General features: G+C 70.1%; 24 protein-coding genes and 1 other RNA gene. 5 read left to right on the top strand and 20 right to left on the bottom strand.

Annotated features, from left to right (window positions below):
• Positions 1–37 precede the first annotated feature (37 nt).
• Together grpE and hrcA are read right to left on the bottom strand one after the other, a co-directional pair.
• Positions 38–571 (bottom strand): nucleotide exchange factor GrpE, encoded by a 534-nt coding sequence (gene grpE, locus E4F61_RS10185; protein ID WP_133479555.1) that lies wholly within the window; start codon positions 569–571, stop codon positions 38–40.
• A gap of 73 nt (positions 572–644) precedes the next feature.
• On the bottom strand, positions 645–1,700 hold the full coding sequence (hrcA, locus tag E4F61_RS10180; protein ID WP_133479554.1) for a heat-inducible transcriptional repressor HrcA: 1,056 nt from the start codon (positions 1,698–1,700) through the stop codon (positions 645–647).
• An 85-nt stretch (positions 1,701–1,785) separates the two neighbouring features.
• On the opposite strand from hrcA, the gene recN reads away from it, so the two are divergent.
• On the top strand, positions 1,786–3,462 hold the full coding sequence (gene recN / locus E4F61_RS10175; RefSeq protein ID WP_133479553.1) for a DNA repair protein RecN: 1,677 nt from the start codon (positions 1,786–1,788) through the stop codon (positions 3,460–3,462).
• A 27-nt stretch (positions 3,463–3,489) separates the two neighbouring features.
• On the opposite strand, the gene fur is transcribed toward recN, so the two are convergent.
• Positions 3,490–3,891 carry a ferric iron uptake transcriptional regulator gene (gene fur, locus E4F61_RS10170; RefSeq protein ID WP_133479552.1) on the bottom strand — a complete coding sequence of 134 codons (402 nt, stop codon included), beginning with the start codon at positions 3,889–3,891 and terminating at the stop codon, positions 3,490–3,492.
• A 166-nt stretch (positions 3,892–4,057) separates the two neighbouring features.
• Between fur and E4F61_RS10165 the strand changes: the two genes are divergently transcribed.
• Positions 4,058–4,462, top strand: coding sequence for an outer membrane protein assembly factor BamE (locus E4F61_RS10165; RefSeq protein WP_133479551.1), 405 nt, complete (start codon positions 4,058–4,060; stop codon positions 4,460–4,462).
• A gap of 7 nt (positions 4,463–4,469) precedes the next feature.
• Here E4F61_RS10165 and E4F61_RS10160 read toward each other — a convergent pair whose 3' ends face one another.
• Positions 4,470–4,718: an RnfH family protein gene (locus tag E4F61_RS10160; protein WP_202908982.1), complete on the bottom strand. Its 249-nt coding sequence runs from the start codon at positions 4,716–4,718 to the stop codon at positions 4,470–4,472.
• Positions 4,715–5,146: a type II toxin-antitoxin system RatA family toxin gene (locus E4F61_RS10155; RefSeq protein ID WP_133479550.1), complete on the bottom strand. Its 432-nt coding sequence runs from the start codon at positions 5,144–5,146 to the stop codon at positions 4,715–4,717. Before E4F61_RS10155 ends, E4F61_RS10160 begins: the two co-directional genes overlap by 4 nt.
• Before the next feature lie 48 nt (positions 5,147–5,194).
• Here E4F61_RS10155 and smpB point away from each other — a divergent pair, with 48 nt between their 5' ends.
• Positions 5,195–5,704 (top strand): SsrA-binding protein SmpB, encoded by a 510-nt coding sequence (smpB, locus tag E4F61_RS10150; RefSeq protein ID WP_133479549.1) that lies wholly within the window; start codon positions 5,195–5,197, stop codon positions 5,702–5,704.
• Here the strand turns inward: smpB and E4F61_RS10145 are convergent.
• The 6 genes from E4F61_RS10145 to E4F61_RS10120 all read right to left on the bottom strand — a co-directional run bounded on the left by E4F61_RS10145 (position 5,701) and on the right by E4F61_RS10120 (position 14,372).
• The gene (locus tag E4F61_RS10145; protein ID WP_133479548.1) at positions 5,701–7,860 is read right to left on the bottom strand and encodes a CHASE domain-containing protein; all 2,160 of its coding nucleotides are present in this window, start codon (positions 7,858–7,860) and stop codon (positions 5,701–5,703) included. The genes smpB and E4F61_RS10145 overlap by 4 nt on opposite strands.
• A gap of 75 nt (positions 7,861–7,935) precedes the next feature.
• Positions 7,936–8,289, bottom strand: a transfer-messenger RNA (tmRNA) gene (ssrA, locus tag E4F61_RS10140).
• Positions 8,290–8,340: 51 nt separating this feature from the next.
• A complete protein-coding gene (gene pdeM, locus E4F61_RS10135) occupies positions 8,341–9,048 on the bottom strand; it encodes a ligase-associated DNA damage response endonuclease PdeM (RefSeq protein WP_133479547.1) in 708 nt (235 codons plus the stop codon).
• Positions 9,038–11,491, bottom strand: a complete 2,454-nt coding sequence (locus tag E4F61_RS10130; RefSeq protein WP_425480145.1) for a ligase-associated DNA damage response DEXH box helicase — start codon at positions 11,489–11,491, stop codon at positions 9,038–9,040. The genes pdeM and E4F61_RS10130 overlap by 11 nt, the downstream gene beginning before the upstream one ends.
• A gap of 296 nt (positions 11,492–11,787) precedes the next feature.
• Positions 11,788–13,380: an ATP-dependent DNA ligase gene (locus E4F61_RS10125; RefSeq protein ID WP_133479545.1), complete on the bottom strand. Its 1,593-nt coding sequence runs from the start codon at positions 13,378–13,380 to the stop codon at positions 11,788–11,790.
• Entirely contained in the window at positions 13,377–14,372 is a 996-nt protein-coding gene (locus E4F61_RS10120) for a ligase-associated DNA damage response exonuclease (RefSeq protein WP_133479544.1), read from the bottom strand. The genes E4F61_RS10125 and E4F61_RS10120 overlap by 4 nt, the downstream gene beginning before the upstream one ends.
• A gap of 86 nt (positions 14,373–14,458) precedes the next feature.
• Here E4F61_RS10120 and E4F61_RS10115 point away from each other — a divergent pair, with 86 nt between their 5' ends.
• A complete protein-coding gene (locus E4F61_RS10115; RefSeq protein ID WP_133479543.1) occupies positions 14,459–14,938 on the top strand; it encodes an MgtC/SapB family protein in 480 nt (159 codons plus the stop codon).
• Between the two features lie 68 nt (positions 14,939–15,006).
• Here the strand turns inward: E4F61_RS10115 and E4F61_RS10110 are convergent, their stop codons facing one another.
• The 9 genes from E4F61_RS10110 to E4F61_RS10070 all read right to left on the bottom strand — a co-directional run bounded on the left by E4F61_RS10110 (position 15,007) and on the right by E4F61_RS10070 (position 22,149).
• Complete coding sequence (locus tag E4F61_RS10110; protein WP_133479542.1) at positions 15,007–15,687, bottom strand: YiaD family glycine zipper/OmpA-like lipoprotein; 681 nt, start codon at positions 15,685–15,687, stop codon at positions 15,007–15,009.
• 86 nt (positions 15,688–15,773) lie between these two features.
• Complete coding sequence (locus E4F61_RS10105) at positions 15,774–17,219, bottom strand: cryptochrome/photolyase family protein (RefSeq protein ID WP_133479541.1); 1,446 nt, start codon at positions 17,217–17,219, stop codon at positions 15,774–15,776.
• A gap of 3 nt (positions 17,220–17,222) precedes the next feature.
• On the bottom strand, positions 17,223–18,317 hold the full coding sequence (alr, locus tag E4F61_RS10100) for an alanine racemase (RefSeq protein WP_133479540.1): 1,095 nt from the start codon (positions 18,315–18,317) through the stop codon (positions 17,223–17,225).
• A 37-nt stretch (positions 18,318–18,354) separates the two neighbouring features.
• The gene (locus E4F61_RS10095; protein WP_133479539.1) at positions 18,355–18,567 is read right to left on the bottom strand and encodes a KTSC domain-containing protein; all 213 of its coding nucleotides are present in this window, start codon (positions 18,565–18,567) and stop codon (positions 18,355–18,357) included.
• A gap of 103 nt (positions 18,568–18,670) precedes the next feature.
• On the bottom strand, positions 18,671–20,083 hold the full coding sequence (locus E4F61_RS10090) for a replicative DNA helicase (RefSeq protein ID WP_133479538.1): 1,413 nt from the start codon (positions 20,081–20,083) through the stop codon (positions 18,671–18,673).
• Positions 20,084–20,438: 355 nt separating this feature from the next.
• Positions 20,439–20,891 carry a 50S ribosomal protein L9 gene (gene rplI / locus E4F61_RS10085; protein ID WP_133479537.1) on the bottom strand — a complete coding sequence of 151 codons (453 nt, stop codon included), beginning with the start codon at positions 20,889–20,891 and terminating at the stop codon, positions 20,439–20,441.
• Positions 20,892–20,966: 75 nt separating this feature from the next.
• Positions 20,967–21,197, bottom strand: a complete 231-nt coding sequence (gene rpsR, locus E4F61_RS10080; RefSeq protein WP_123769111.1) for a 30S ribosomal protein S18 — start codon at positions 21,195–21,197, stop codon at positions 20,967–20,969.
• A gap of 12 nt (positions 21,198–21,209) precedes the next feature.
• Positions 21,210–21,632, bottom strand: coding sequence for a 30S ribosomal protein S6 (rpsF, locus tag E4F61_RS10075; protein WP_133479536.1), 423 nt, complete (start codon positions 21,630–21,632; stop codon positions 21,210–21,212).
• A gap of 181 nt (positions 21,633–21,813) precedes the next feature.
• Positions 21,814–22,149 (bottom strand): HesB/IscA family protein, encoded by a 336-nt coding sequence (locus E4F61_RS10070; RefSeq protein ID WP_133479535.1) that lies wholly within the window; start codon positions 22,147–22,149, stop codon positions 21,814–21,816.
• Positions 22,150–22,284: 135 nt separating this feature from the next.
• On the opposite strand from E4F61_RS10070, the gene asnS reads away from it, so the two are divergent.
• Positions 22,285–23,667 (top strand): asparagine--tRNA ligase (gene asnS, locus E4F61_RS10065; RefSeq protein ID WP_133479534.1); only part of this gene is annotated, 1,383 nt, incomplete at its 3' end.

The raw sequence follows: 23,667 nt of genomic DNA, 5'->3' as shown, positions 1-23,667 counted from the left end.
TATGGATCGTCCGCGCCCGTTCAAGGCGCCACGACGATCAGGCGGACTGCGCGACGACCACGAGCGCCGGCCGCAGCAGCCGGTCGTTCAGCAGCCAGCCCTTCTGGTAGACCTGCACAACGTGGTTCGCCGGCGTGTCGCCGCCCGGCACCATGCTCATCGCCTGGTGGTGTTCGGGATTGAAGGCCTGCCCGGCCGGGTCCACCGGAACGAGGCCGTTGTCGGCCGCGACCTTCAGCAACTGCCGCAGCGTCAGCTCCATGCCCTCGCGCAGCGCGCCGGCATCGCCCGCGGCCTGGGCGAGCCCGGCCTCGAGGCTGTCGATCACCGGAAGCAGGTCGCCCAGCAGCCGCTCGTTGGCGAACCTGCGGGCCGTGTCGACGTCGCGTGCGACGCGCCGACGCTGGTTCTCGAGGTCCGCGCGTTCGCGCAGCACGTCCTCACGCAGCTTCGACAATTCGCCGTTGGCCGCATCCAGCTGGGCCTGCAGCGCGGCGCAGCAATCCTTCGTCGGGGCGTCGTTGCCGCTCGCGGCGTCGACGGGCGGGGGCGTGGTCTGTTCGGTGGTCATCGCAGGCCTTTTTTCCATTGCGCGGAGCGCGCGCCGGGGCCAGCTATGGGGCCGTTGCGGGGGGATTCAAGTCTCAGCCACTGCGATCGGCGGTGCGGAGCGCATCGCCGAGCACGTCCGCCGCGGCCTGCACGACCGGAATGACGCGGTCGTAGGCCATGCGCGTGGGCCCGATGACACCCAGCACCCCCAACACCTGCCCGCCCGCCGTATACGGCGCCGTCACGAGCGAAACGCCGTCCAGCGGCGCCAGCCCCGTCTCCTCGCCGATGAAGATGCGAACGCCGGGCGCCGACGCGGTGCGCTCGAGCAGCTGCAGGATCTCCCGCTTGCGCGAAAACGCATCGAACAGCTCGCGCAGGCGCTCGAGGTCGGCCAGCTCGTGGACGCCCATGAGGCGCGTCTGGCCCGCCACGAGCATGTCGTCGTCGCCCGGCGCCAGCGCCTGCTCGGCCAGCTCGATCGAGCGGCCCATCAGCCGGTTGAGTTCGTCCTGCGCGCTGCGCATCTCGTGCAGCAGCACGTGGCGGATCTCGGAGAGCGAGCGCCCCGCGAAATGCTGGTTCAGATAGTTGGCGACGCGCTCGAGCTCGCCCGCCTCGAACGGGCGACGCGCCTGGATGATGCGGTTCTGCACGTCGCCGTCGGAGAAGACGAGGATCGCGAGCACGCGCTGCTCGTCGATCGCGACGAACTCGATGCGGCGGAACGCGAACTGCTCGCGCCGCGGCAGGCTGACTACCCCGACGAAGCGCGTCATCGCCGAAAGCAGCTCGGACGCGCTGCCCAGCAACGCCTGCGTGCCCGAACCCGCCGGCAGCTCGTCGCGCAGCCGGGCGACCTCGCCCTCCGGCAACGGCGATACCTGCAGCAGCGAGTCCACGAACAGGCGATAGCCCTGCGCGGTCGGGATGCGCCCCGCCGAGGTGTGCGGCGCGCTCAGCAGGCCGGCGTCCTCCAGGTCGCCGAGGATGTTGCGGATGGTGGCCGGGCTCACGTCCAGGCCCGCGTGGCGGGCCAGCGTCTGCGATCCCACCGGCTCGCCGCTGCGGATGTAGCGGGCGATCAGCGCGCGCAACAGCTGGCGCGCGCGCGGATCCTGGCTGGGGTCGACGGGTCGGCGGCTCATGCAGCGCATATAAGGGCGCGCCGCCGGCGGGCGCAAGCGCCTCCGTCGCTATCTGCGCGACGCGCGGCCGGGCACAATTCAGTCCATGCTGACCCACCTCACGCTGAAGCAGTTCGCCGTCGTCACCGGCGCGGACCTCGAATTCGGACCCGGCCTGACCGTGATCTCCGGCGAAACCGGCGCGGGCAAGTCCTTGCTGGTGGACGCGCTCGGGCTGCTCTCCGGCCTTCGCGCGGACAGCGGCGTCGTGCGCCATGGCGCCGAACGCGCCGAGCTCTCGGCGGATTTCGACCTCGCCGACGCCGCGGCCGCGCGCGACTGGCTGAGGGAGAACGAGCTGGACGACGAGGAGGACGCCAGCGCCTGCCGGATCCGCCGCGTGATCCGCGCCGACGGCGGCTCGAAGGCCTGGATCAACGGCCGCGCCGCGACGATCGCGCAACTCACCCAGCTCGCGGGCCATCTCGTCGAGATCCACGGGCAGCACGAGCACCAGGCGCTGCTCTCGCGATCCAGCCAGCTCGCCCTGCTGGACGCGTTCGGCCGTACCGATGCCGAACTGGCGGGCGTCGCCACCGCGGCGGCCGCGTGGTCGGAGCTGCTGCGCGAGCGCGAGCGGCTCTCCGCCCAGGGCGACGTGTCGGACCGGATCGACTGGCTCCAGCACCAGCTCGAGGAACTCGATCGCGAGGACCTCGACGTCGCCAGCCTGGAGGCGCTGCAGGCCGACCATCGGCGGTTCGGCCACTCCACGGCGCTGATCGCCGCCTGCGAATCCGCCGTGGCCCGCTTGGGCGGCGAGGAAGGCCCGTCGATCTCCCGCGTCCTGGGCCAGGTGCGGGGCGAGCTGGCGCGCGCGAGCGAGCACGAGCCGCGCCTCGCCGAGGTGGACGGCATGCTCGACCTCGCGACCATCCAGATCGACGAGGCGCTGGCCGCGCTCGACCGCGTGCGCAGCGACCTCGACATCGATCCCTCCGCGTTCGAGCGCCTGGAACGCCGCCTGGGCCGCGTGCACGAGCTCGCGCGCAAGCACCGGCTCCCGCCCGAGCAGCTGGGCGCGCGTCGCGAATCGCTGCGCACGGAACTGGAGGAGCTTCGCGGCGCCGGCGAGCGGCTCGTTCTACTCGACAGCGAGATCGCGCGCGCGCGCGACGCCTGGCGTCGTGCGGCCGATGTGCTCGGGGCCGCGCGGCGCACGGCCGCGGAGGCGCTGTCTTCGTCGACCACTGCCCTGATGGGCGAGCTCGGCATGGGCGGCGGCACGTTCGAAGTCGGCTTCGAGCCGACGGCGGGCGACCGCCCCGACCCGCAGGGCGGCGAGCGCATCGAATTCATGGTGAGCGCGAATCCCGGCCAGCCGACGCGCCCGTTGCGCAAGGTCGCATCGGGCGGCGAGCTCGCGCGTATATCGCTGGCCATCGAGGTCGCATCGCTCGGCCTGGATGCCGTGCCGACGATGATCTTCGATGAGGTCGACACCGGCATCGGTGGCGCGGTGGCGCACATCGTCGGGCAGAAGCTGCGCGCGCTGGGCGAACGTCGACAGGTGCTGTGCGTGACGCACCTGCCGCAGGTCGCCGCGCAGGGCCACTCGCACTACCGCGTCATGAAGTCCAAGAGCGACGGCGTGACGCAGAGCGAGGTCCGCGCACTGTCCGAGCGCGACCGTGAAGAGGAACTCGCGCGGATGCTGGGTGGCGTGGAGCTGACGCGCGAGGCGCGCGCCGCGGCGAAGCGCCTGCTGCAGGACGTCGTCTGAGGACGGACCGGCGGTGCCCGGCGTCCGTCACTTCTTCTTGCGGACGTACAGCACCAGCGAGTGCGCCTCGATGTCGTAGCCGTGCTCGGCGGCGATGCGCTGCTGCAATGCCTCGATCTCCGCGCTTTCGAACTCGATGATGCGGCCGGAGTCGACGTCGACCATGTGGTCGTGGTGCTCGCCGCGGTCGAGCTCGTACACCGACTGGCCGGATTCGAAGTGGTGCTTGAGCACCAGCCCCGCGGTCTCGAACTGCGTCAGCACGCGGTAGACGGTGGCGAGGCCGATGTCCTCGCCGCTCTCCAGCAGCCGCCGGTAGATGTCCTCGGCCGTCATGTGGCGGCTCTGCGCCTGCTCCAGCACGTCGAGGATCCGCAGGCGCGGATGCGTCACCTTGAGACCGGCGTTGCGGAGGTCTTGCGATTCCATGGAGGCTCCAGAACGACGATGCGGCGGCGCGGGACCCGCAGGCACGGGACGGCCGGCGCGCCGCTCAACCGCAGCTGACGCGCGATCACGCGCGGAGCGCGGCAGGCGGGCGGCAGTGTATCATCCGGCCGACCTGCGACCCTCGCCGTACAGAGCCTGCAAGCCCATGCGAAAGCTGCTTCCCGTCCTCGTCGTCGCCCTCCTCACCGCGGGCTGCGGCATCGTCTATCACCAGCCGGTCTACCAGGGAAATCTCCTCGAGAAGTCGGCGGTCGACCAGTTGCAGGCGGGCATGGACAAGCAGCAGGTGATCCTCCTGCTCGGCACGCCCTCGGTCTCCGATCCGTTCAATCAGGATCGCTGGGACTACGTGGCGACACAGCGCGTGGGCCGCGTGGGCGGCACGGAGAAGAAGGATTTCGTGCTCTTCTTCGAAGGCGACCGGCTCGTTCGCTGGGAAGGCGACTATTTCCCCGAGCAGGACGCGCAACTCGCGCGGCAGTCCATCCGCCAGTTCGGACCGAACCTCGCGAAGGACAAGGACAAGAAGAAGCGTCGCGGCGGCGGCTGATCCAGACTCAGGGCGCGCGCGCGGCCCGGCGCCGCCTCGCGTCCTTCGGATCGGCGATCAGCGGACGTAGGATTTCGACGCGATCACCGTCCACGAGTACGCGCTCGCCGGCCGCGCGCTCGCCGAACACCGCCACCGCGTCGGCTTCCTCGCCGCACGCGGCCAGTGCCTGGTCGACCGTCGCCCCGTCCGGCAGCTCGATCCATCGCGATTCATGGCGCCGCGGCCACGCGCGGATGATCTCGACTCGGATCATGCGTCGCCGCGATCGGCAGCGCGCACGAAGTCGTCGACCATGCGATCGGCGAGGCCCTGGAAGCCGATCGCGAACGCCCCGGCGAGCAGGCGTGCCGACGTTTCGAACTCCAGGCTCAGCGTGACCCGGCAGGCCGATTCGTCGATGGCGTGGAATTCCCAACGTCCGCGCAGGCGACGGAAGGGTCCTTCGACCAGTTGCAGATCGATGTGGTGCGGCGGCGAGAGCCGGTTCTCGGTGACGAACCAGGTGCGGAACGCGCCCAGCCGCAGGTCCAGGCGCGCGACCATGCGTTCGTCCGATTCCTCCAGCACCTCGGCGCCGTCGCACCAGTCGAACCGGCGGGGATACGCGCGCACGTCGTTGACGAGCCCGAACATTCGGGTAGCGGAATGTTCGACGAGGGCCGTGCGGCGGATGGTCGGCATCTGCGCTCCTTCTCGCCGGGCCCGCCCGCGATCAGGGACAATGGACCGATGAGCAAGCAATCGAAGGGAAAGTCCGCCAAGGATAAGGCAAAGGCCGCGACGGGCACGATCGCGCTGAACAAGCGTGCGCGCCACGAATACCAGCTCGAGGAACGCATCGAAGCGGGCCTGGCGCTGCAGGGCTGGGAGCTGAAGGCGATCCGCGCCGGCCGGGCGAACATCGGCGAGGCCTACGCGGTGATCCGCCATGGCGAGATGTTCCTGTTCAACGCACAGATCACGCCGCTGATCACGGCGTCGACGCACGTCATCGCCGAGGAGCGCCGCACGCGCAAGCTTCTCATGCACCGCAACGAGATCGATGGTCTTATCGGCCGCATGCAGCGCGAGGGCTACACCGTCGTCCCTACCGCCCTCTACTGGAAGGGCAACAAGGTGAAGGCGGAGGTCGCGCTCGCGAAGGGCAAGAAGGAGCACGACAAGCGCGAGGCCAGCAAGGATCGCGACTGGCAGCGCGAGAAGCAGCGCCACATGCGCGCCCACAACAAGAACGCCTAGTCGGCGTTCGGGTCGGGCATCGTGAAGTAGAACGTGGCGCCCTCGCCCACCGCGCCTTCGGCGCGGATCGTGCCGCCGTGGCGCTCGACGATGCGGCGCACCGTCGCCAGGCCGATGCCGTGTCCGGCGAAATGTTCCTCGGTATGCAGGCGCTGGAACGGCCGGAACAGCTTGTCGACGTAGTCCTGCGAAAAACCCGCACCGTTGTCGCGCACGAAGAATTCGCCCGCGGGCGTCCGCCCGAATTCGATCCGGGCAGGGTCGCGCTCGCGGGTGAATTTCCACGCGTTGCCGATCAGGTTCTGCAGCAGGTTGCGGACCAGCACGGCATCGCCTTCGATGACCAGTCCCGGCTGCACCACCGTCTCGACCCGTCGTGACGGCTCGGCCACCTGCAGGTCCTCGAGCAGCTCCACCGCGGTGCGGCTCAGGTCGACGGTCTCCGGTTTCATCGTGCTCCGTGAGAGCCGCGCCAGCTGCAGCATGGCGTCGATCAGCTCGCCCATGCGGGCGGCGGCACGCCTCACGCGCTTGAGGTAGCCGCGGCCGGCGTCGTCGAGGCGATCGCCGTAGCGCTCGGCGAGGATGCGGCTGAAGCCGTCGATCGCCCTCAGAGGCGCGCGGAGATCATGCGAGACGCTGTACGCGAACGACTCCAGTTCCTGGTTCGCGCGCATCAGCTCGTTGGTGCGCAGCGCGACGCGCGCCTCCAGCGTGCGATTGAGCGCGTGCACCCGTGCCTCGGCCAGCAGGCGCTCGGTGACGTCCTCGACCTGCAGCAGCGCGCTGACGTCCTGCCCGACGTTGCCCGGCACCGGCGAATACGTGAGGTGGACGTGGCGCGTGCTGCCGTCCTGGCGGACGAACTGCCGCATCGCGCGCCAGACGCCTTCGCCGTCCGAGCGTGCGATCGTCTCGCCTTCGTTGAACGCGAACAGGGACTCGAACGGCACGCCTTCGAGCTCGTCCTGCGTCCGCCCGAAGATGCGCGCGAATGCCGGGTTCGCGTCGACGATGCGATCACGGCTGTCGACCAGCGCCTTCCCGATCGCCGAATACTGCATCGCGGCGCGGAAGCGCAGCTCGCTGCGACGGAACTCTTCGGTCAGGCGGCCGGCGATCGCACGCGCGCGCGTTCCGGTGCGCGCGAGCGTGAACGCCACGCCGTAGAGCAGCAGCGTGGCGATCAGGCCCAGCGTGAGCGTGCCCTGCAAGGTATGCAGCCCGGGCACGGCATTGGCGACCGGAAGCGAGGTGAATTCGAAGCGCCAGCGACGGCCGTAGGCGTCGACGTCGACCTGGCGGGAGAACGCGGGGTCCTCCACGCGCACGCCGCCGTCGTACAGCGGTCGCGCCGCGCCGCCGGTGACGTCGACGATGCGCATGTGCGTGCGCACGAGCCGCTCGCCGAGCACGGACTCCACGAAGTCACGGACGTGGAACGGCGCGTAGATCCACCCCTGCACGGATTCGCGCCGCGCGGCGACCGAGGCCGGCTGGTCGCCCGCGCGATAGATCGGCAGGTACAGCATGACGCTCGTTCGACGGGTCGGCCCGTCCTGCACGAGTTGCACGGGCGCGGTGATCTGCGGGCGCCCGGTGTCGAGCGCCGCGGTCATCGCCGCGCGTCGCTGCGCCTCGCTGTACATGTCGAAGCCGATGGCGGCGACGTTCTCCGGCCGGCGCGGTTCGAGATAGAGGATCGGCGCGTACTCGGCGCGCATGCCGCGCGGGCGGATGTTGAGCATCCCGTAGCCCGAGTCGCGCCATTCGATCTGCAGGTCGGGCAGCCGCGCGTTCGGGACATAGCCGGTGAAGCCGAGGCCCAGCAGCGCCGGGTACCCGTCCGCCACGCCCATGCCCTCGGCATAGGCCTGCCACTGCCGCGGCGTCGGGCGGGCGACGGAGGCGAACAGCGAAACGCCGCCGCGCGTCATCAGTTCGTACTGCGCGAGCCGCTGGCGCAGGACCTCGATGATTTCGTCGGTGTCGGCGACGAACTCCTGCTCGGCCGCGCGCATCTCGCGCTCGCGGGCGGAGCGCCAGGTCGCCGCCACCAGCAGCAACGATGCGACGAGCACCGCGAACGCGAGCAGGTGGCTGCCCCGCGGCACGAGGCGCGACCAGAACGTCCTTGGCGGGTCCACGCGATCCATCGCGACAGCATACCGTCCGGCCGGTGAGGGCCATCGCCGAAAAAAAGGGCCCAGCCTTTCGGCTGGGCCCCATGTTGGTGGAGGTGGGCGGAATCGAACCGCCGTCCGAAGGCACTCCATCCCCGGCACTACATGCTTAGCTCGCCGTTGAGTCTCGTCGCAGGGCAGCACGGCGTGCAAAGCGCACCCTGAGACAAGCCCGCTTTGGGTTAACCGGCGACTGACGGGCAGCCATCACCGGCGATTCCGTGATAATGACCCTACGCAGCGAGCACGGACACAAGCTGTTTCGGGGCTTACGCCTTAAGCGGCGAGAGCGTAGTTGTCGTCGTTGGCAACTAGAGTTTTGCAGCTGGATTAACGAGGAAAGCTACCCCCTCGGCATGCGCCAGGCGATTTCGCGACCCCCGTCGAAGCCAGTGCACCCCCGGGGAAAGCTTTAACGCTGACGCAGCCAGTATAGGCGCCCTCGCCCGCTTCTCAACCGCCACGCGGCGCGCGACTGGGCGCGGGTTCAGCGGCCTTCGCACGCGGTCGTCGAATCCACGCCGCGGTCCCCGCCGCGCAGACCACGAGCCCGTCGCGACCGCTCGCGTCGACATGGCAGCCGCCGGTGAACTCCGAGAACGCCGGCAGGATCGTCGTCTCCGGCCGTAACCAGAACACCGGCCAGCGACGGCTGCCCAGGCCGGGCACCGCGACGCACGGGTGGAGATGACCCGAAAGCACGTGCAAGCCCGGGACGACCGTCGGCTCGTGCCGGAGCGCGAAGGGGCCGGTGTCGAAACTCTCCCCGAGCAGCTCGACGCCGAGGCCTGCGGACTCCAGCGCGCGGTCGTGGTTGCCGGTGAGCGCCGCCACCTCGACCCGCGCGTGGCGATGGCGCCACGCGGCCCAATCGTCCCGCCACGCGCTGTCGTGCACGGCGCCGTGCACGACGTCGCCGAGGATCCAGACGCTCCGGGCGCCCGTGGCGTCGATCGCGGCGCCGAGCCGGCCGAGGTCGTCGGCAGTGCCGCCGCGCGGCAGGCCGATGCCGGCGCGCCGGAACACGTCGGCCTTGCCCAGGTGCAGGTCGGACAGGAACAGCCGTCGCTCGCGCACCCAGTACAGCGCACGCGACGCCAGCAGCAGCACCGCCTCGCCCGCGATCTCCGCCTCGACCCAGCGGCCGTCGTCAGCGGCCATGGCGTTTCTCCAGCTGGCCGGCGGCGCGCTGCACGCGGGTCTTCCAGTCCTCGGTGCTGAGCTGGCCGCGCAGCCCCTCGGCCCACAGCGGGACCGACAGCGGGGTCAGGCCGCGCGGGCGCACCAGCATCAACTCGCGACCCGCGCAGTCGTCGAGCACGCGCTGCAGGCGCTGAACTTCCAGCTGCCCCGCGAACACCTCGCGCTCGGCGAGCTCCAGCAGCATGTGATGCGGGTCGTAACGCTGCAGCACGTCGTAGAGCAGCCCGCTCGATGCCTGCAGCTGCCGGGTGCTCTTCTGCGGCCGCCCCGGCACCGTCGGCGGCAGCAGGCCGGCGATGCGCGCGATTTCCCGGAACTGCCGGCGCGCAAGTTCGCCGAGGTTGAGGCTCTCGCGCAGATCCTCGAACAGGCGTTCGGGCGACATGAGCGCATGCAGGCGCTCCGCGTCGATCGCCACGTCGCGCGCCGGCTTCAGCACGAAGCCGTAGTCGTTGGCGGCGTAGCCGAACGTGTTGGGCTCGATGCGGCCCCATCGCAGCGACAGCAGCGCGGCGAGGCCTTCGTTCGCCAGCCGGCCGGCGAACGGGAACACGAACCACTGCGGGCCCTCGCGCGTCCGCACCGCCTCGACCAGCAGGCGACCGGCGCGCGGCAGCGTCGATAGTCGGGACTGCAGCTCGAGCAGCCCGGACACGGCGCGCATCTCCGGGACGTCGATCGGCGATGCGAGCAGGCGTTCGACGCGCGCGGCGAGTTCCATCGACAACGGCTGGCGGATGCCCGTCCATTGCGGCACCTGCCCCTCACCCGCCGGCGCGCGCTGCACGTAGGCCGTCATCGCCTCCATGCGCACGAGCTTGAGCATGCGGCCGGAGAACAGGAAGCGGTCGCCGGGCTTGAGGCGCGCGACGAAGCCCTCCTCCACCGCGCCGAGCGTCGCGCCGCGCAGCAGCTTGACGGCGACGGATCCCTCGCTGGTGATCGTGCCGATCGAAAGCCGGTGCCGCGTCGCGACGCGGCGATCCTCGACCACGTACCGTCCGTTCGCGTCGCGCACCACGCGATGGAAGTCCGGATAGTGCTCCAGCGCGCTGCCGCCCTGGACGATGAAGTCGAGCACCGCACGCCACGCCGCGTCACCCAGCTGCGCGAACGCATGCGTGCCGCGCACCTCGGCCAGCAGCGCGTCGCCGTCGAAGCCGCCGCCGAGGGCGAGCGTGACGCAGTGCTGCGCCAGCACGTCGAGGCTCAGGCGCGGCGGCGTGCGCGCCTCGACCTCGCCCGATGCGATCGCCTCGCGTACGGCGGCGAACTCCACCAGCTCGAGCATGTGCGTGGGAATGCAGAGCACGTGGCCGGACTCGCCGGGTCGATGCTTCGCGCGGCCGGCGCGCTGCAGCAGGCGCGCGGTGCCCTTCGGGCTGCCGAGCTGGAACACCTGGTCGACCGCGGGGAAATCGACGCCGAGGTCGAGGCTCGAGGTCGCCACGACGCACCGCAGGCTGCCGTCGCGCAGGCCTGCCTCGACATCCGCGCGCAATGTCGGGTCGAGCGAGCCGTGGTGCAGCGCGAGCGTGCCCGGATCCTCCGGCCAGACCGCCTGCAACGCCTGGTGCCAGAGCTCCGCGTGCGCGCGCGTGTTGGTGAACAGCAGGCTGGTGCGTGCGCGGAACACGCGATCGGTGACGCGTGCCAGCTGCGTGAGGCCCAGATGCCCCGCCCACGGAAACCGCTCGCCCGCCTCGGGCACCAGCGTCTCCAGCGTGACCGGCCGCGGCGTCGCGCCGGACACGATCGCACTGGCTGACGCCTGCGGCAGCAGCACGTCGCGCGCCTCGTCGAGGTTGCCGAGCGTCGCCGACAGGCCCCACGTGCGCAGCGACGGCGAAAGCGCACGCAGGCGCGCGAGGCAGAGCTGCAGCAGCACGCCGCGCTTCGTACCCAGCAGTTCGTGCCATTCATCGACGACGATGCAACGCAGCGAGCGCAGGCGCGTCGCCGTGTCCGGATAGGACAGCAGCAACGCGAGCGACTCGGGCGTCGTCACCAGCACGTCCAGTCCGCCTTCGCGCGCAAGACGCTTGTCGCGCGCCGACGCATCGCCGGTGCGGAGGCCGACCGTCCAGTCGAGCGCGAGACCCTCGACGGGCTCGCGCAGCGCGCGCGCGGTATCGGCGGCGAGCGCACGCAGCGGCGTAATCCACAGCACCTTCAGTTCGCGCGCCGATGCGTCCTGCGATTCGCCCGCGGGCGCTGCTCCCGCGCGGCCGTGCGACTCGGCGACCGCTTCGATCAGCGCGCCACCGAAGGCCGCCAGTGTCTTGCCGCTGCCGGTCGGCGTGTGGAGCAGGCCGCTTTCGCCCCGCAGGTAACGCGACCAGACCTCGCGCTGGAACGGCGCCGGGCTCCAGCCGCGGCCCGCGAACCACGCCGCCAGCACGTCCTCGGGCGTGCGAGCCTCGGGCGGGCCGCGAAGCGCGTCGATCGAGTCCCCGCCGACGACGCCTTCCAGCGCAGCGATCGCATCGGGCGCGGCCGTCCGTTCGGCCGCGGCGCGCGCGCGCGCCCTGCGCGCCTCCGAGGCGAGCCGTCGGCGCTCGGCCGCCGCGACGCGCGCCTGTTGGCGACGGATCGATTCGACCGTCTGCCGCGGTGCATCGGGATCCGGACGCTCCGGATATGCGGCATACGGGTCCTCGCCCTCCGGGGGCAACTGGCCGCGCAGCAACCAGCCGGTCATCGCGCCAGCGCCCGCAGCGTGTCCAGGCGGTCGGCGTCGCGCGGCGTCTTGTCGTGCCGCCAGCGCAGGATGCGCGGGAAGCGGACCGCGATGCCCGACTTGTGGCGCGAGGACTTGTTCACCGCCTCGAAGCCGAGCTCGAACACGTGCACCGGCTCGACCGATCGCACCGGCCCGAAACGCTCGAGCGTGTGCGCACGGATCCAGCGGTCGAGGGTGAGGATCTCCTTGTCGTCCAGACCCGAATACGCCTTGGCGACCGGCACCAGCGCATCGCCATCCCAGAGCGCGAACGTGTAGTCGGTGAACAGCGTGCTGCGCCGCCCATGGCCGGACTGCGCGTAGATCAGCACCGCATCGATGTTGAGCGGGTCGATCTTCCACTTCCACCAGTCGCCGCGCCGGCGGCCCACCTGGTAGCTCGACGCGCGGCGCTTGAGCATCAGGCCCTCGACGCCGCGCTCGCGCGCTGCCTCGCGCAGCGTCAGCGCCTCGGCCCAGTCGCCCGCGTCCACGAGCGGCGACGGCACGATGCGCGGATCGTTCGTCTCCGACAACAGGTCGTCGAGCATCTGCCGGCGCTCGACCAGCGGCACCTCGCGCAGGTCGCGACCGTCGAGTTCGAGCAGGTCGTAGGCGAGCACGCAGACCGGCGTGTCGGCGAGTGTCTTCGGGCCCGGCTTGCGTCGCTGGATGCGGGTCTGCAGCGCGGTGAACGGCATCGGCTGCTCGTCGCCAGCGCGCCAGGCCAGCAGCTCGCCATCGAGCACGCAGTCGCGCGGCAGCAGCGTGGCGGCGTCCTCGATCTCCGGGAAGCGGCCGTCCAGGCGCTCCTCGCCACGCGACCACAACGCAATCTCGGCGCCGCGTCGGATGAGCTGCAGGCGGATCCCGTCCCACGTCCATTCGAGCAGCCAGTCCTCGATCGGCCCGAGCGACGGCGCCTCCGCTTCCAGCGGCGAGGCAAGGAAGAACGGATACGGCTGCTCGCGGTCGCCGGGAAGCTCCTCGGGATCGAGCAGGTCGCGGAGGAACGCCGTCGTCGGTGCCCAGTTGCCGAGCATGCGCTGCGCGATGCGCGCGATGTCGATGCCCGAGAGCTCGGCGAGCGCCTGCTGCACCAGCCGCTGCGACACGCCGACCCGCAACGCGCCCGTGAGCAGCTTGTTGAAGGCCAGGCGCTCGTCCGCGCACAGCGAGCGCCATCCGTCGACGACCGCGGCGCGGCGCTGCACCGGGTCGCGGCCCGCGACCGGCAGCAGTCGCTTCTCGACCCAGTGATGCAGCGGAATGTCGGTGGTGCCTTTCGGCGGGTCGTCATGCAGCAGCGTGAGCGTTTCGGCAAGGTCGCCGACGTGCGCGTGGCAATCGTCGATGAGCCATTCCGGCGTGCGCGTCTCCTCCGCCAGCCACTCGCGCAGCTCGCGCGTGTTGGCGATCTTCGCCAGCTTGCCGCCCGACAGCAGCCACAGCGCCCACACCGCGTCCTCCGGCGGCGCATCCCGGAAATACGCCATCAGCGCGGCGCGCTTGTCGAGCGTCGCGGTGCTGCGGTCGAGCTCGGTGTAGAGCGCGGCGAAGCGCCTCATTCGCCCTCCCCGCCGAAGTCGGTGGCGAAGGCCTCCGCGGCGATGCCGTCCTCGTTGAGCGCGCGGATGATCGCGTCGGTATTGCCGTGCGTGGCGATCACGCGCCGCGCGCCCGTCTCGCGGATGGTGCGCATCAGGTCGGGCCAATCGGCATGGTCCGACACCACGAAGCCGCGGTCGTAATTGCGGCGGCGGCGGTTGCCGCGCACGCGCATCCAGCCCGACGCGAACCCGGTCTGCGCGCGCTTGAAGCGCCGCATCCACGGGCTGCCCGCGGCGGAAGGCGGCGCCAGCACGAGCTCGCCGGCAAACTCCGCGCCCTTGGCCGTCTCGGACACCGGAAGCGTCTCGACCATGCGGATGCCGGCATCGCGGTACACCTGCACGCCGGCGGCGACCGCGCCGTGCAGGAACACCGGACGGTCGGTCCACATCGCCAGCTCGGCCAGCACGCGCTGGGCCTTTCCAAGCGCGTAGCAGAGCAGCACCGCCGCCTCGCCGCGCGACGCGCAGTGATCGCGCCATTCGACGATCTCGCGGGCGACGTCGCTGGTGTCGGGCCAGCGGTAGATGGGCAGGCCGAACGTCGCTTCCGTAATGAAGGTGTCGCAGTCGACGACCTCGAACGGCGCGCAGGTGGGATCGTGCTGGCGCTTGTAGTCGCCGGACGCGACCCAGACCTGCCCGTCCGCTTCGATGCGGACCTGCGCGGAACCCAGCACGTGGCCGGCGGAATGGAACGAGACGCGCGCGTCGCCGATCTCGAACGGCTCGCCGTAGTCGAACGCGTGGTACGGCTGGTCGCCCAGCCGCCAGCGCAGGATCGGCAGCCCGGGGCGCGCGGCGTAGTAGTCCGCCATGCCCGGCCGCGCGTGGTCGCCGTGGCCGTGCGTGATCACCGCCCGCTCGACCGGTTTCCACGGATCGATGAAGAAGTCGCCCTGCGGGCAGTACAGGCCCTCGCGGCGGAGGACGACGAGATCGGAAGGCATGCAGCGACCGTAGGCAGCGGCCCGTCAGCGCGCCGACAAGACGCGGGGCGACGGTACGTTGACGCCGTCTCACGGACCGTGACGGCATGGAATGGATGGCGGAACTCGAAGCGGTGGGCGCGGCGGCCTGCGCGATGCTGTTGGGCGGCGTGATCGGTTACGAACGCGAGCTCAAGAACCGCCCGGCCGGTTTTCGCACGCACATGCTGGTGGCGGGCGCAGCCGCCCTCCTGATGGCGCTGAGCCAGCTGGCGCTGGCCAATCCGCCGCCGCACGATCCGGCGATCCGCATCCAGGTCGATCCGCTGCGGCTGGTCGAGGCCGTGATCAACGGCGTGGCCTTCATCGGCGCCGGCACGATCTTCGCGCGGCGCCGGGGATTGCCGGTGGCGGGCATCACCACCGCCGCGTCGCTGCTCATGGTCGCGGTGATCGGCGTCGTGACCGGGCTGCGCCACTACGTGCTCGCGGTGTCCGCCACTCTGCTGACGCTCGTGGTGCTGACCGCGCTCAATGCCGTCGAACGGCGGCTGGGGCTGCACGAAAAGGACGACGGCCGCTCCTGAGCCTCCGCAAAGAAAACGGGGCGCCATGGGGCGCCCCGTCGTCGTCACTGCATTGCGTTTCGGCCGGATCAGCCCTGCGCGCGCAGCGGCACCAGCGTGATCTCGACGCGGCGGTTGCGCGACCAGCACGACTCGGTGTTCTGGGTGCACAGCAGCTGGGTCTCGCCCTTGCCGACGACGACCATGCGGTCGCGCGTCACGCCACGCCCGTTGAGGTAGCCGGCGACCGACTCCGCACGCTGCTGCGACAGGTTGAGGTTGTAGTTCGCGTCACCGCGCTGGTCGGTGTGGCCAGCCACGTTGATGACGGTCTGGTTGTACTGGTTGAGCGTCGACGCCAGGTTGTCCAGCACCGGGCGGAACTGCGGCTGCAGCGTCGCGCTGTTGGTGGTGAAGCTGATGGCGTCCGGCATGCTCAGGACGATGTTGTCACCCTGGCGGACCACGTCCACGCCGGTGCCCTGCAGGCGGTCGCGGAGCGCGGCTTCCTGCTTGTCCTGGTAGTTGCCGATCGCGCCGCCGGCGAGTGCGCCGACGCCCGCGCCGACCAGCGCACGCTGGCGACGCTCGACCGCGTCGTCACCGGTGAGAACGCCGGCGACGGCGCCGACGGCCGCACCGATCAGCGCGCCATTGCGCGTGCGGTCGCGCGTGTCGGGATTGGTGGAGTAGGAATTCGGATTCGTGGCGCAGCCGGCCAGCATGGCGCCGAGCACGGCGGCGGCGAGAACGATTGACTGGATCTTCATATCGGGGACCCTCGCTTCTAAGGCGTCGCCACGCTAGAAGCGGCCGTGTCGCCGAGGGGTGATGAACGGGCCCTCCCGTTCAGCTGTCAGCGACCTTCGTCGCGTTCCTGCGCAGCCGCACGCATCTGGCGGTACGCGAGCAGCGCCGCATCGCGACCCTGCGCTAGGTCCACGAGCGGGCTGCGCGGATAGTCGCGCGCCACGCGTGCGAGCGCGGCGGGATCGCGCCAGGGCGAATGCCGCAACGGCAACGGGAGGCCGGCAAGTTCGGGCAACCACTGCGCGACGTACGCACCCTGCGGATCGAACCGCTCGGCCTGCGTGACCGGATTGAAGATGCGGAAGTACGGCGCTGCGTCCGCACCGGTGCCCGCCACCCATTGCCAGCCCATCACGTTGTTGGCGAGGTCAGCGTCGACGAGCGTTTCACGGAACCAGGCCGCGCCGTGACGCCAGTGCATGCGCATGTGCTTGCAGAGGTAGCTCGCGACGATCATCCGCACGCGGTTGTGCATCCAGCCGGTCGTCCACAGCTCGCGCATGCCGGCGTCCACGATCGGCACGCCCGTGCGGCCCCGCTGCCATCGAGCAAGCAGCGCCTTCGTGGGTCGGGCCCAGTCGAAGCCCTGAAAGCGCGCGTCGAGGTCGCGGTCGACCGTGCGCGGGAAGTGGTGCAGCAGCTGTGCAGCGAAGTCCCGCCACACCAGCTGCCGCAGGAACGCGTCGAGCTGCGCGTCCGGAATGCGACCGCGCTGCCGCTCGACCGCATGCACGACGCGCCACACCGCGATCTCGCCGAAATGCAGGTGCGGAGAGAGTCGCGACGTGCCGACGCGGTCGGGTCGGTCGCGTCCCGACGCGTAATCGTGCAACGCGCCGTCGACGAAGGCCTCGAGCGCCTCCCGTGCGCCCGCCTCGCCCGGCGTCCAATGCGACCAGAACGTCGCGTCCCAGTCGTTCGCCGGCGTGAGGTGCAGGTGCTCGATCGACACGCCTTCCGGCCCGTCCTCGCAGGCCGGGATGCGGTCGGGGGCATCCCGGCACGCGCTGGGCGCCCAGCGCGAAAGAGCCGCGCGGTAGTACGGCGTGAACACGCGGTACGGGCCGCCCGCGGCGGTCTTGAGTGCCCAGGGCTCGAACAGTGTCGCGCCGTTGAAGCTCTGGGCGTCGAGGCCGTCCTCGCGCAGCTGGCGCTTGACGCCCGCGTCGCGCGATTCGACGCCCGGCTCGTAGCGGCGGTTCCAGAACACCGATGTCGCGCCCGTGGCGGCCGCCACGCCCGCGAGCGTCGCGCCCGCGTGGCCGACGAACAGCCGCAATGCATTGCCGCGCGCGCGAAGTTCGGCATCGAGCGCGGCCAGCGAGCCTGCGCGCCACGCGCGCGACGCGGCGCCCCCGGCCGCCTCGCCCTCGCCTTCCGGGTCGTGCACGTAGACGGGGACGATGTCGAAGCCGGCGTCGAGCGCCGCCTCGAGCGCCGGGTTGTCGTCGAGGCGCAGGTCGTTGCGGAACCAGACGAGCGCCGTCGCCATCGCTCAGCGCTCGATGAAGCGGACGCGGCGCGTGATCGAGCAGGTCAGCTCGTAGCCGATGGTGCCCGCGCGATCGGCGATCGTCTCGACCGGCAGCTCGGGCCCCCACAGCGTGACCGGGTCGCCGACGCGCGCGCCTGGCACGCCGCGCAGGTCGACGGTCATCAGGTCCATCGACACCCGACCGATGACCTGCGTGAGTTGGCCGCCGACCAGCACCGGCGTTCCCGCCGGCGCGGCACGCGGGTAGCCGTCGCCGTAGCCGATCGCTGCGACGCCAATGTCCATGTCCTCCGGGCATTCCCACGTGCCGGCATAACCGATGCGGCCGCCCTTGCAGACACGGTTGACTGCGATGAGGCGGGTCGACAGCGTCATTGCCGGACGCAGGCCGAAGTCGGCGCCGCTGCGTCCGTCGACCACCGAGATGCCATACAGCGCGCCGCCCGGCCGCACCCAGTCGTCGTGCGCTTCGGGCCAGCCCAGCACGGCGGCGGAGTTGGCCAGCGACCGATCGCCTTCGAGCCCCGCGGTGACGGCGCGGAACACGTCGAGCTGCTCGCGGGTCTGCGCGCCGTGCGAGGGGCTGTCCGCGAACTCGTCCGAGCTGGCGAAATGGTTCATCAGCACGATGCGGCCCACGGTGCCGCCGCGCATCGCCGCCAGGCGCGCATGCGCGGCCCGGAACGCATCGGGCGCGAACCCGAGCCGGTGCATGCCGCTGTCGAGCTTGAGCCAGCAGTCGAGGGGCTCGCCGCCCGGCGCCTGCTCCAGCATTTCCAACTGCGACACGTGGTGGATCGCCGTCCAGACGTGCAGCGAGCGCAACCGCTCGATGTCGGCGGGCTCGTCGAAGCCGGAGAGCAGCAGGATCGGCTGCGAAATGCCGGCGGCCCGCAGTCGTTCCGCGTCGGACAGGGCGGCGACGCCGAACGCGTCGGCGCCAGCCAGCGCGCGGGCGACGCGCTCCAGGCCGTGGCCGTAGCCGTCGGCCTTCACCACCGCCATCACCCGACTGCGCGGCGCGCGTGCGCGCACCTGCCCGAGGTTGTGGCGCAACGCGTCGACGTGGATGGTCGCGGAAGTGGGACGTGCCATGCCGCCAGTCTAGCGGCCGGGCCCGCGGGCCGCGACGTCAGTGCACCTGTTCGAACCGGTAGCGGTCGCGCACGCGCTCGCTGAAATACGCGCCCCGCGATTCTGCGCGCAGCATGCGCTCGACCTCGTGCCGCGGCACGTCGAAGTACTGGTAGACGCGGCCGCTGGTGAATTCCACTTCCAGCACGTGGCGGCCGGCGTCGTAGCCGACGCTGGCTAGGGCTTCGGAGTCGAGTGCGATGCGTTCCACGGCCGCAGGCTAGGCGGGCCGCGTCGCAGTCGCTGTGAATCGCCCGCCGCCGGCGGCTGGTCATTAAGCCAGCGGACGGCTCACGCCACCGCGCGCCCGCGGGCTACTCGAACGAACCGATCGAATCGTGCGACAGGTTGTCGAAACGCGTGTATTCGCCGAAGAACTTGAGCTTGAACGAGCCCGTGGGGCCGCTTCGCTGCTTGCCGATGATGACTTCGGCCAGGCCCTTGTCCGGCGAATTTTCCTTGTTGTAGTAATCGTCGCGGTAGATGAAGACGATCATGTCGGCGTCCTGCTCGATGGCGCCCGATTCGCGCAGGTCGGCCATCACGGGGCGCTTGTCGGTACGTGTTTCCAGCGAGCGGTTGAGCTGCGACAGCGCGATCACCGGCACCGCCAGTTCCTTCGCGAGGCCCTTGAGCGAGCGCGAGATTTCCGAAATCTCCGTCGCGCGGTTCTCGTTGTTGCCCGGCACGCTCATCAGCTGCAGGTAGTCGATCACGATCAGGCCGAGCCCGTGCTCACGCTTGAGGCGACGGCACTTCGACGCCAGCTTCGCCGGCGACATGCCCGGCTCGTCGTCGATGAAGATCTTCGCCTCGCGCAGCTGGCGGATCGCGCCGGTGACGCGGCTCCAGTCCTCGTCCTCGAGCTGGCCGGTGCGCAGGCGCTGCGCATTGACGCGGCCGACCGACGAGATCAGGCGCATCGCGAGCTGCGAGGCCGACATTTCCATCGAGAACACCGCGACCGGCTGGCGGCTCTTGAACGCGGCGTACTCGGCCATGTTGAGCGCGAGCGTGGTCTTGCCCATCGCGGGGCGCGCGGCAAGGATCACGAGGTCGGTCTTCTGAAGGCCGGCGGTCATTTCGTCGAACTCGACGTAGCCGGTCGGCAGGCCGGTGACGCCGCTGCCGTTCGCGTAGCGCGTCTGCAGCTCGTCGAAGGCCTCCGACAGCGCCTTCGTGACGGGCGTGAAGTCCGTGCGCCCGGAGCGATGGGCCTGCGAGATGGCCAGCACCTCGCGCTCGGCCTCCTCCAGCACTTCGGCGCTTTCGCGGCCGTCGGGCTGGAAGCCGTTGTTGACGATGTCGGTGCCGACCTCGATCAGCTGCCGCAGGATCGCCTTGTCGCGAACGATCTCGGCGTACGCGGCGATGTTGGCCGCCGACGGCGTCGTGCTCGCGAGTTCGATCAGGTACGCGCCGCCGGCCACCAGTTCGGACTGGCCCATCGACTCGAACCACTCGCCGAGCGTCACCGCGTCGAACGGGCGGTTCTTCTCGGCGAGCTCGCGGATCGCGCGGAAGATCAGCTGGTGGTCGCGACGGTAGAAGTCCGAATCGCTGACCATGTCGGAAACGCGGTCGTAGGCGTCCGGCGCCAGCATCAGCCCGCCCAGCACCGCCTGCTCGGCCTCCACGGACTGCGGCGGCACGCGCAACTGGTCGATGCGCTGCTCGCTGCGCGTCTCGAAGCGTTTTTCGTTACGGAAACCGGCGCGTGCGCTCATCGGTGTGACTGCCTTCGGGCCGCGTTCGCGACCTCTCGATCCAGGCGGCATCCTAGCCAGCGCGACCCTGCATCCGTTGCAGATAAGTCTGTGGGTAAGTCGGGATAAGTCGCGCGTGTTGTCGCATGCGCGGGTCTCGCCGGCTGCGAACGTGCTACTCCGGGTTTGCCAGCGAGTGCGCCCGTGGAGGTCCCGGGACGAGAGGCGTGAAGCCCGGGCGGGTATCCGCCCGGAAGCTCGCTGCGGCCCGATCCGCGGTGGACACCGACGGGACCGGGAACGACGACCCTGCCGATGCTCCGAAACGACGAAGGGCGCCCGGAGGCGCCCTTCTGCTACCGCAAGGATGCGTGGATCAGGCGGCTTCGCCGATCACGATCACCTTCACCGGCTGCTCGACGTCCGCGTGCATGCGCACGATGACTTCGTACTCGCCAGCGCGGCGGAACGGGCCTTCGCCCATCACCACTTCCGACTTGTCGACCTTGTGGCCGAGCTTGGTCAGCTGCTCGGCGATATCGCGCGGGGTCACCGAGCCGAACAGCTTGCCTTCCGGCGACGCGTTGGCGGTGATGGTGACTTCGACGCCCTCGAGGGCGGCGCGACGGCTCTCGGCGCCGTCCAGCTGCGCCTTGGCCTTGGCCTCGAACTCGGCGCGGCGCGCCTCGAAGTCGGCCAGGTTCGCGGCGGTGGCCGGCACGGCCTTGCCCTGCGGCACCAGGAAGTTACGGCCGTAGCCCGGCTTCACATTGACCTTGTCGCCGAGGCGACCGAGGTTGGTGACGTTTTGGAGAAGAATCAGCTGCATGGTGTTGCTCCGTATTCGTTAGTGCCGTCCGGCGCGGCCGGGCGGCACAGCGGATCGCTGTCCGAATGGAAGGCGTTACGCGTTGTGGTTGTCGGTGTACGGGATCAGGGCCAGGTAACGGGCGCGCTTGACGGCCGTTGCCAGCTGGCGCTGGTACTTCGACTTGGTGCCGGTGACGCGGCTCGGAACGATCTTGCCGGTCTCGGTGAGGTACTGGCGGAGCGTGTTGAGATCCTTGTAATCGATCTCCTTGACGCCCTCGGCCGTGAACTTGCAGAACTTGCGGCGACGGAAGAACTTGGACATGGGTCGGATTCCTTAGGCGGCTTCGGCGTTGTCGGAGGCTTCGGCGGCGGGAGCGGCATCGCCCTCGTCGTCGCGGCGGCGGCGCTCGCCGCGCTCGCCCTTGTCGCCCTTCTCGTCCTTGAACTTCATGATCAGCGACTGCTCGGTGTCCGGACCGTCGCGCTTGATCACGAGGTGGCGGAGCACGGCGTCGTTGAAGCGGAAGCTGTCGACCAGCTCATTCATCGTGGCCTGCGAGGCCTCGATGTTCATGAGCACGTAGTGGGCCTTCACCAGGTTCTGGATCGGGTACGCGAGCTGGCGGCGGCCCCAGTCTTCCAGGCGGTGCACCTTGCCCTCGGCGCCTTCGATCAGCGCCTTGTAGCGCTCGATCATGGCCGGAACCTGCTCGCTCTGGTCCGGATGGACCAGGAACACGACTTCGTAATGACGCATTTTCGTTTCCTTGTGGATGGCGGCGCCGGAGCGCCCGTCAGCCCCCTGCGTGAAGCGGCAGTAGAGCAAGGTCCGAGGCCGGATGGCGACGGAGCCGGAAAGTATGGCAGCTCAAGGGGTTACGTGCAAACCGCGTGAATTTCCGCGACCCGGGCGCTGCGGGCCGCCGGCCCCGCCGGGCTTACTCCCGGTCGTCGGTCGTGAAGCTCTCGCCGCAGCCGCATTCGGCGCGCACGTTCGGGTTGCGGAAGACGAACTGCTCGCCCAGCTTCTGCCGCACGAGGTCGATCTCGGTGCCGTCGACCACCGGCAGGCTCGCCTCGTCGACGTAGATGCGCACGTCGTCCTGCAGGAAGATGCGGTCGCCGCGACCGGTTTCCTTGGCGAGGTCAGCGACGTACTGCCAGCCCGAGCAGCCGGTGCGCTTGACGCCGAACCGCAGGCCCAGGGCGTCGGGCGTCTCGACGAGGTAGCGTCGGACGCGTTCGAGGGCGGCGGGGGCGAGCGATACGGCCATGGGGACTCCGGTGCGGCGTGCTGCGGTCGTGGAGTATAGGCAGCGCGCTGCGCCGGCCCTCCAACAGCACGTAAACTCTCCGTCCCACGTCGGGCCGTCGGGCCCGCATTTCAAGTCAGGACGGACAGTCAGCGCATGACGATCATGAGCGTCGAGCAGGCGCTCGCGGGCAAGGTGCCGGCGGGCGGTGAGGTCACGGTGCGCGGCTGGGTCCGCACGCGGCGCGACTCCAAGGCGGGGCTGAGCTTCGTCAACGTCAGCGATGGCTCCTGCTTCGCGCCGATCCAGGTGGTGGCGCCCGCCGACCTTCCGAACTACGAAGCCGAGGTCAAGCGCCTTACCGCCGGTTGCGCGGTGGTGGCGACCGGCACGCTCGTGCAGTCGCAGGGCCAGGGCCAGGCGTTCGAGATCCAGGCATCGGCGATCGAAGTCGTCGGCTGGGTCGAGGACCCGGAAACCTATCCGATCCAGCCGAAGGCGCACTCGCTGGAGTTCCTGCGCGAGGTCGCGCACCTGCGCCCACGCACCAACCTGTTCGGCGCGGTCACGCGCATCCGCAACACGCTCGCCCAGGCCGTGCATCGCTTCTTCCACGAGCGCGGCTACTTCTGGATCAGCACGCCGATCATCACCACGTCCGATGCCGAAGGCGCGGGCCAGATGTTCCGGGTGTCCACGCTCGACATGGCCAACCTGCCGCGCGACGCCAAGGGCAACGTCGACTTCGATCGCGACTTCTTCGGCAAGGAGGCGTTCCTGACCGTGTCGGGCCAGCTCAACGTCGAGGCCTACTGCCTCGCGCTCAGCAAGGTCTACACGTTCGGCCCGACGTTCCGCGCGGAGAACTCCCACACCACGCGCCACTTGGCCGAGTTCTGGATGATCGAGCCGGAAATCGCGTTCGCCGACCTCGTCGAGGATGCGAACGTCGCGGAGGACTTCCTGAAGTATCTGTTCCGCGCGGTGCTCGACGAGCGCGGCGACGACATGGCCTTCATCGCCGAGCGGGTGCAGAAGGACGCGATCACCCGCCTCGAGGCGTTCATCAATGCGCCGTTCGAGCGCATCGAGTACTCGGACGCGATCGCACTGCTGCAGAAGTCCGGCGTCAAGTTCGATTTCCCGGTCGAATGGGGACTGGACCTGCAGACCGAGCACGAGCGCTGGCTGACCGAGCAGCACGTCGGCCGACCGGTCGTGGTGATGAACTATCCCGAGCACATCAAGGCGTTCTACATGCGCCTCAACGACGATGGAAGGACCGTCGCCGCGATGGACGTGCTCGCGCCCGGCATCGGCGAGATCATCGGCGGCAGCCAGCGTGAAGAGCGCCTCGACGTGCTCGACAAGCGCATGGCGCAATTCGGCCTCGACGCCGAGCACTACGGCTGGTATCGCGACTTCCGCCGTTACGGCACCGTGCCGCATGCCGGTTTCGGCCTCGGCTTCGAGCGGCTGGTCGTCTACGTCTGCGGGCTGTCGAACATCCGCGACGCGATCCCCTACCCGCGCGCGCCG

The organism is Cognatilysobacter segetis, from assembly GCF_004359965.1.
GTDB lineage: Bacteria > Pseudomonadota > Gammaproteobacteria > Xanthomonadales > Xanthomonadaceae > Cognatilysobacter > Cognatilysobacter segetis.
The sequence above is the reverse complement of the archived record's forward strand: the minus strand, read 5'-3'. Positions and strand labels throughout refer to the sequence as shown.

Bases quoted from the DNA above. Each gene is read 5' to 3' on its own strand.
- E4F61_RS10160 (WP_202908982.1), bottom strand. From the start codon at position 4,718: ATGATCCGAGTCGAGATCATCCGCGCGTGGCCGCGGCGCCATGAATCG.
- E4F61_RS10155 (WP_133479550.1), bottom strand. From the start codon at position 5,146: ATGCCGACCATCCGCCGCACGGCCCTCGTCGAACATTCCGCTACCCGA.
- fur (WP_133479552.1), bottom strand. From the start codon at position 3,891: ATGGAATCGCAAGACCTCCGCAACGCCGGTCTCAAGGTGACGCATCCG.
- rpsF (WP_133479536.1), bottom strand. From the start codon at position 21,632: ATGCGTCATTACGAAGTCGTGTTCCTGGTCCATCCGGACCAGAGCGAG.
- E4F61_RS10090 (WP_133479538.1), bottom strand. From the start codon at position 20,083: ATGAGCGCACGCGCCGGTTTCCGTAACGAAAAACGCTTCGAGACGCGC.
- recN (WP_133479553.1), top strand. From the start codon at position 1,786: ATGCTGACCCACCTCACGCTGAAGCAGTTCGCCGTCGTCACCGGCGCG.
- grpE (WP_133479555.1), bottom strand. From the start codon at position 571: ATGACCACCGAACAGACCACGCCCCCGCCCGTCGACGCCGCGAGCGGC.
- rpsR (WP_123769111.1), bottom strand. From the start codon at position 21,197: ATGTCCAAGTTCTTCCGTCGCCGCAAGTTCTGCAAGTTCACGGCCGAG.
- E4F61_RS10110 (WP_133479542.1), bottom strand. From the start codon at position 15,687: ATGAAGATCCAGTCAATCGTTCTCGCCGCCGCCGTGCTCGGCGCCATG.
- E4F61_RS10105 (WP_133479541.1), bottom strand. From the start codon at position 17,219: ATGGCGACGGCGCTCGTCTGGTTCCGCAACGACCTGCGCCTCGACGAC.
- alr (WP_133479540.1), bottom strand. From the start codon at position 18,317: ATGGCACGTCCCACTTCCGCGACCATCCACGTCGACGCGTTGCGCCAC.
- E4F61_RS10120 (WP_133479544.1), bottom strand. From the start codon at position 14,372: ATGCCTTCCGATCTCGTCGTCCTCCGCCGCGAGGGCCTGTACTGCCCG.
- hrcA (WP_133479554.1), bottom strand. From the start codon at position 1,700: ATGAGCCGCCGACCCGTCGACCCCAGCCAGGATCCGCGCGCGCGCCAG.
- rplI (WP_133479537.1), bottom strand. From the start codon at position 20,891: ATGCAGCTGATTCTTCTCCAAAACGTCACCAACCTCGGTCGCCTCGGC.
- smpB (WP_133479549.1), top strand. From the start codon at position 5,195: ATGAGCAAGCAATCGAAGGGAAAGTCCGCCAAGGATAAGGCAAAGGCC.
- pdeM (WP_133479547.1), bottom strand. From the start codon at position 9,048: ATGGCCGCTGACGACGGCCGCTGGGTCGAGGCGGAGATCGCGGGCGAG.
- E4F61_RS10070 (WP_133479535.1), bottom strand. From the start codon at position 22,149: ATGGCCGTATCGCTCGCCCCCGCCGCCCTCGAACGCGTCCGACGCTAC.
- E4F61_RS10125 (WP_133479545.1), bottom strand. From the start codon at position 13,380: ATGAGGCGCTTCGCCGCGCTCTACACCGAGCTCGACCGCAGCACCGCG.
- E4F61_RS10145 (WP_133479548.1), bottom strand. From the start codon at position 7,860: ATGGATCGCGTGGACCCGCCAAGGACGTTCTGGTCGCGCCTCGTGCCG.
- E4F61_RS10115 (WP_133479543.1), top strand. From the start codon at position 14,459: ATGGAATGGATGGCGGAACTCGAAGCGGTGGGCGCGGCGGCCTGCGCG.
- E4F61_RS10165 (WP_133479551.1), top strand. From the start codon at position 4,058: ATGCGAAAGCTGCTTCCCGTCCTCGTCGTCGCCCTCCTCACCGCGGGC.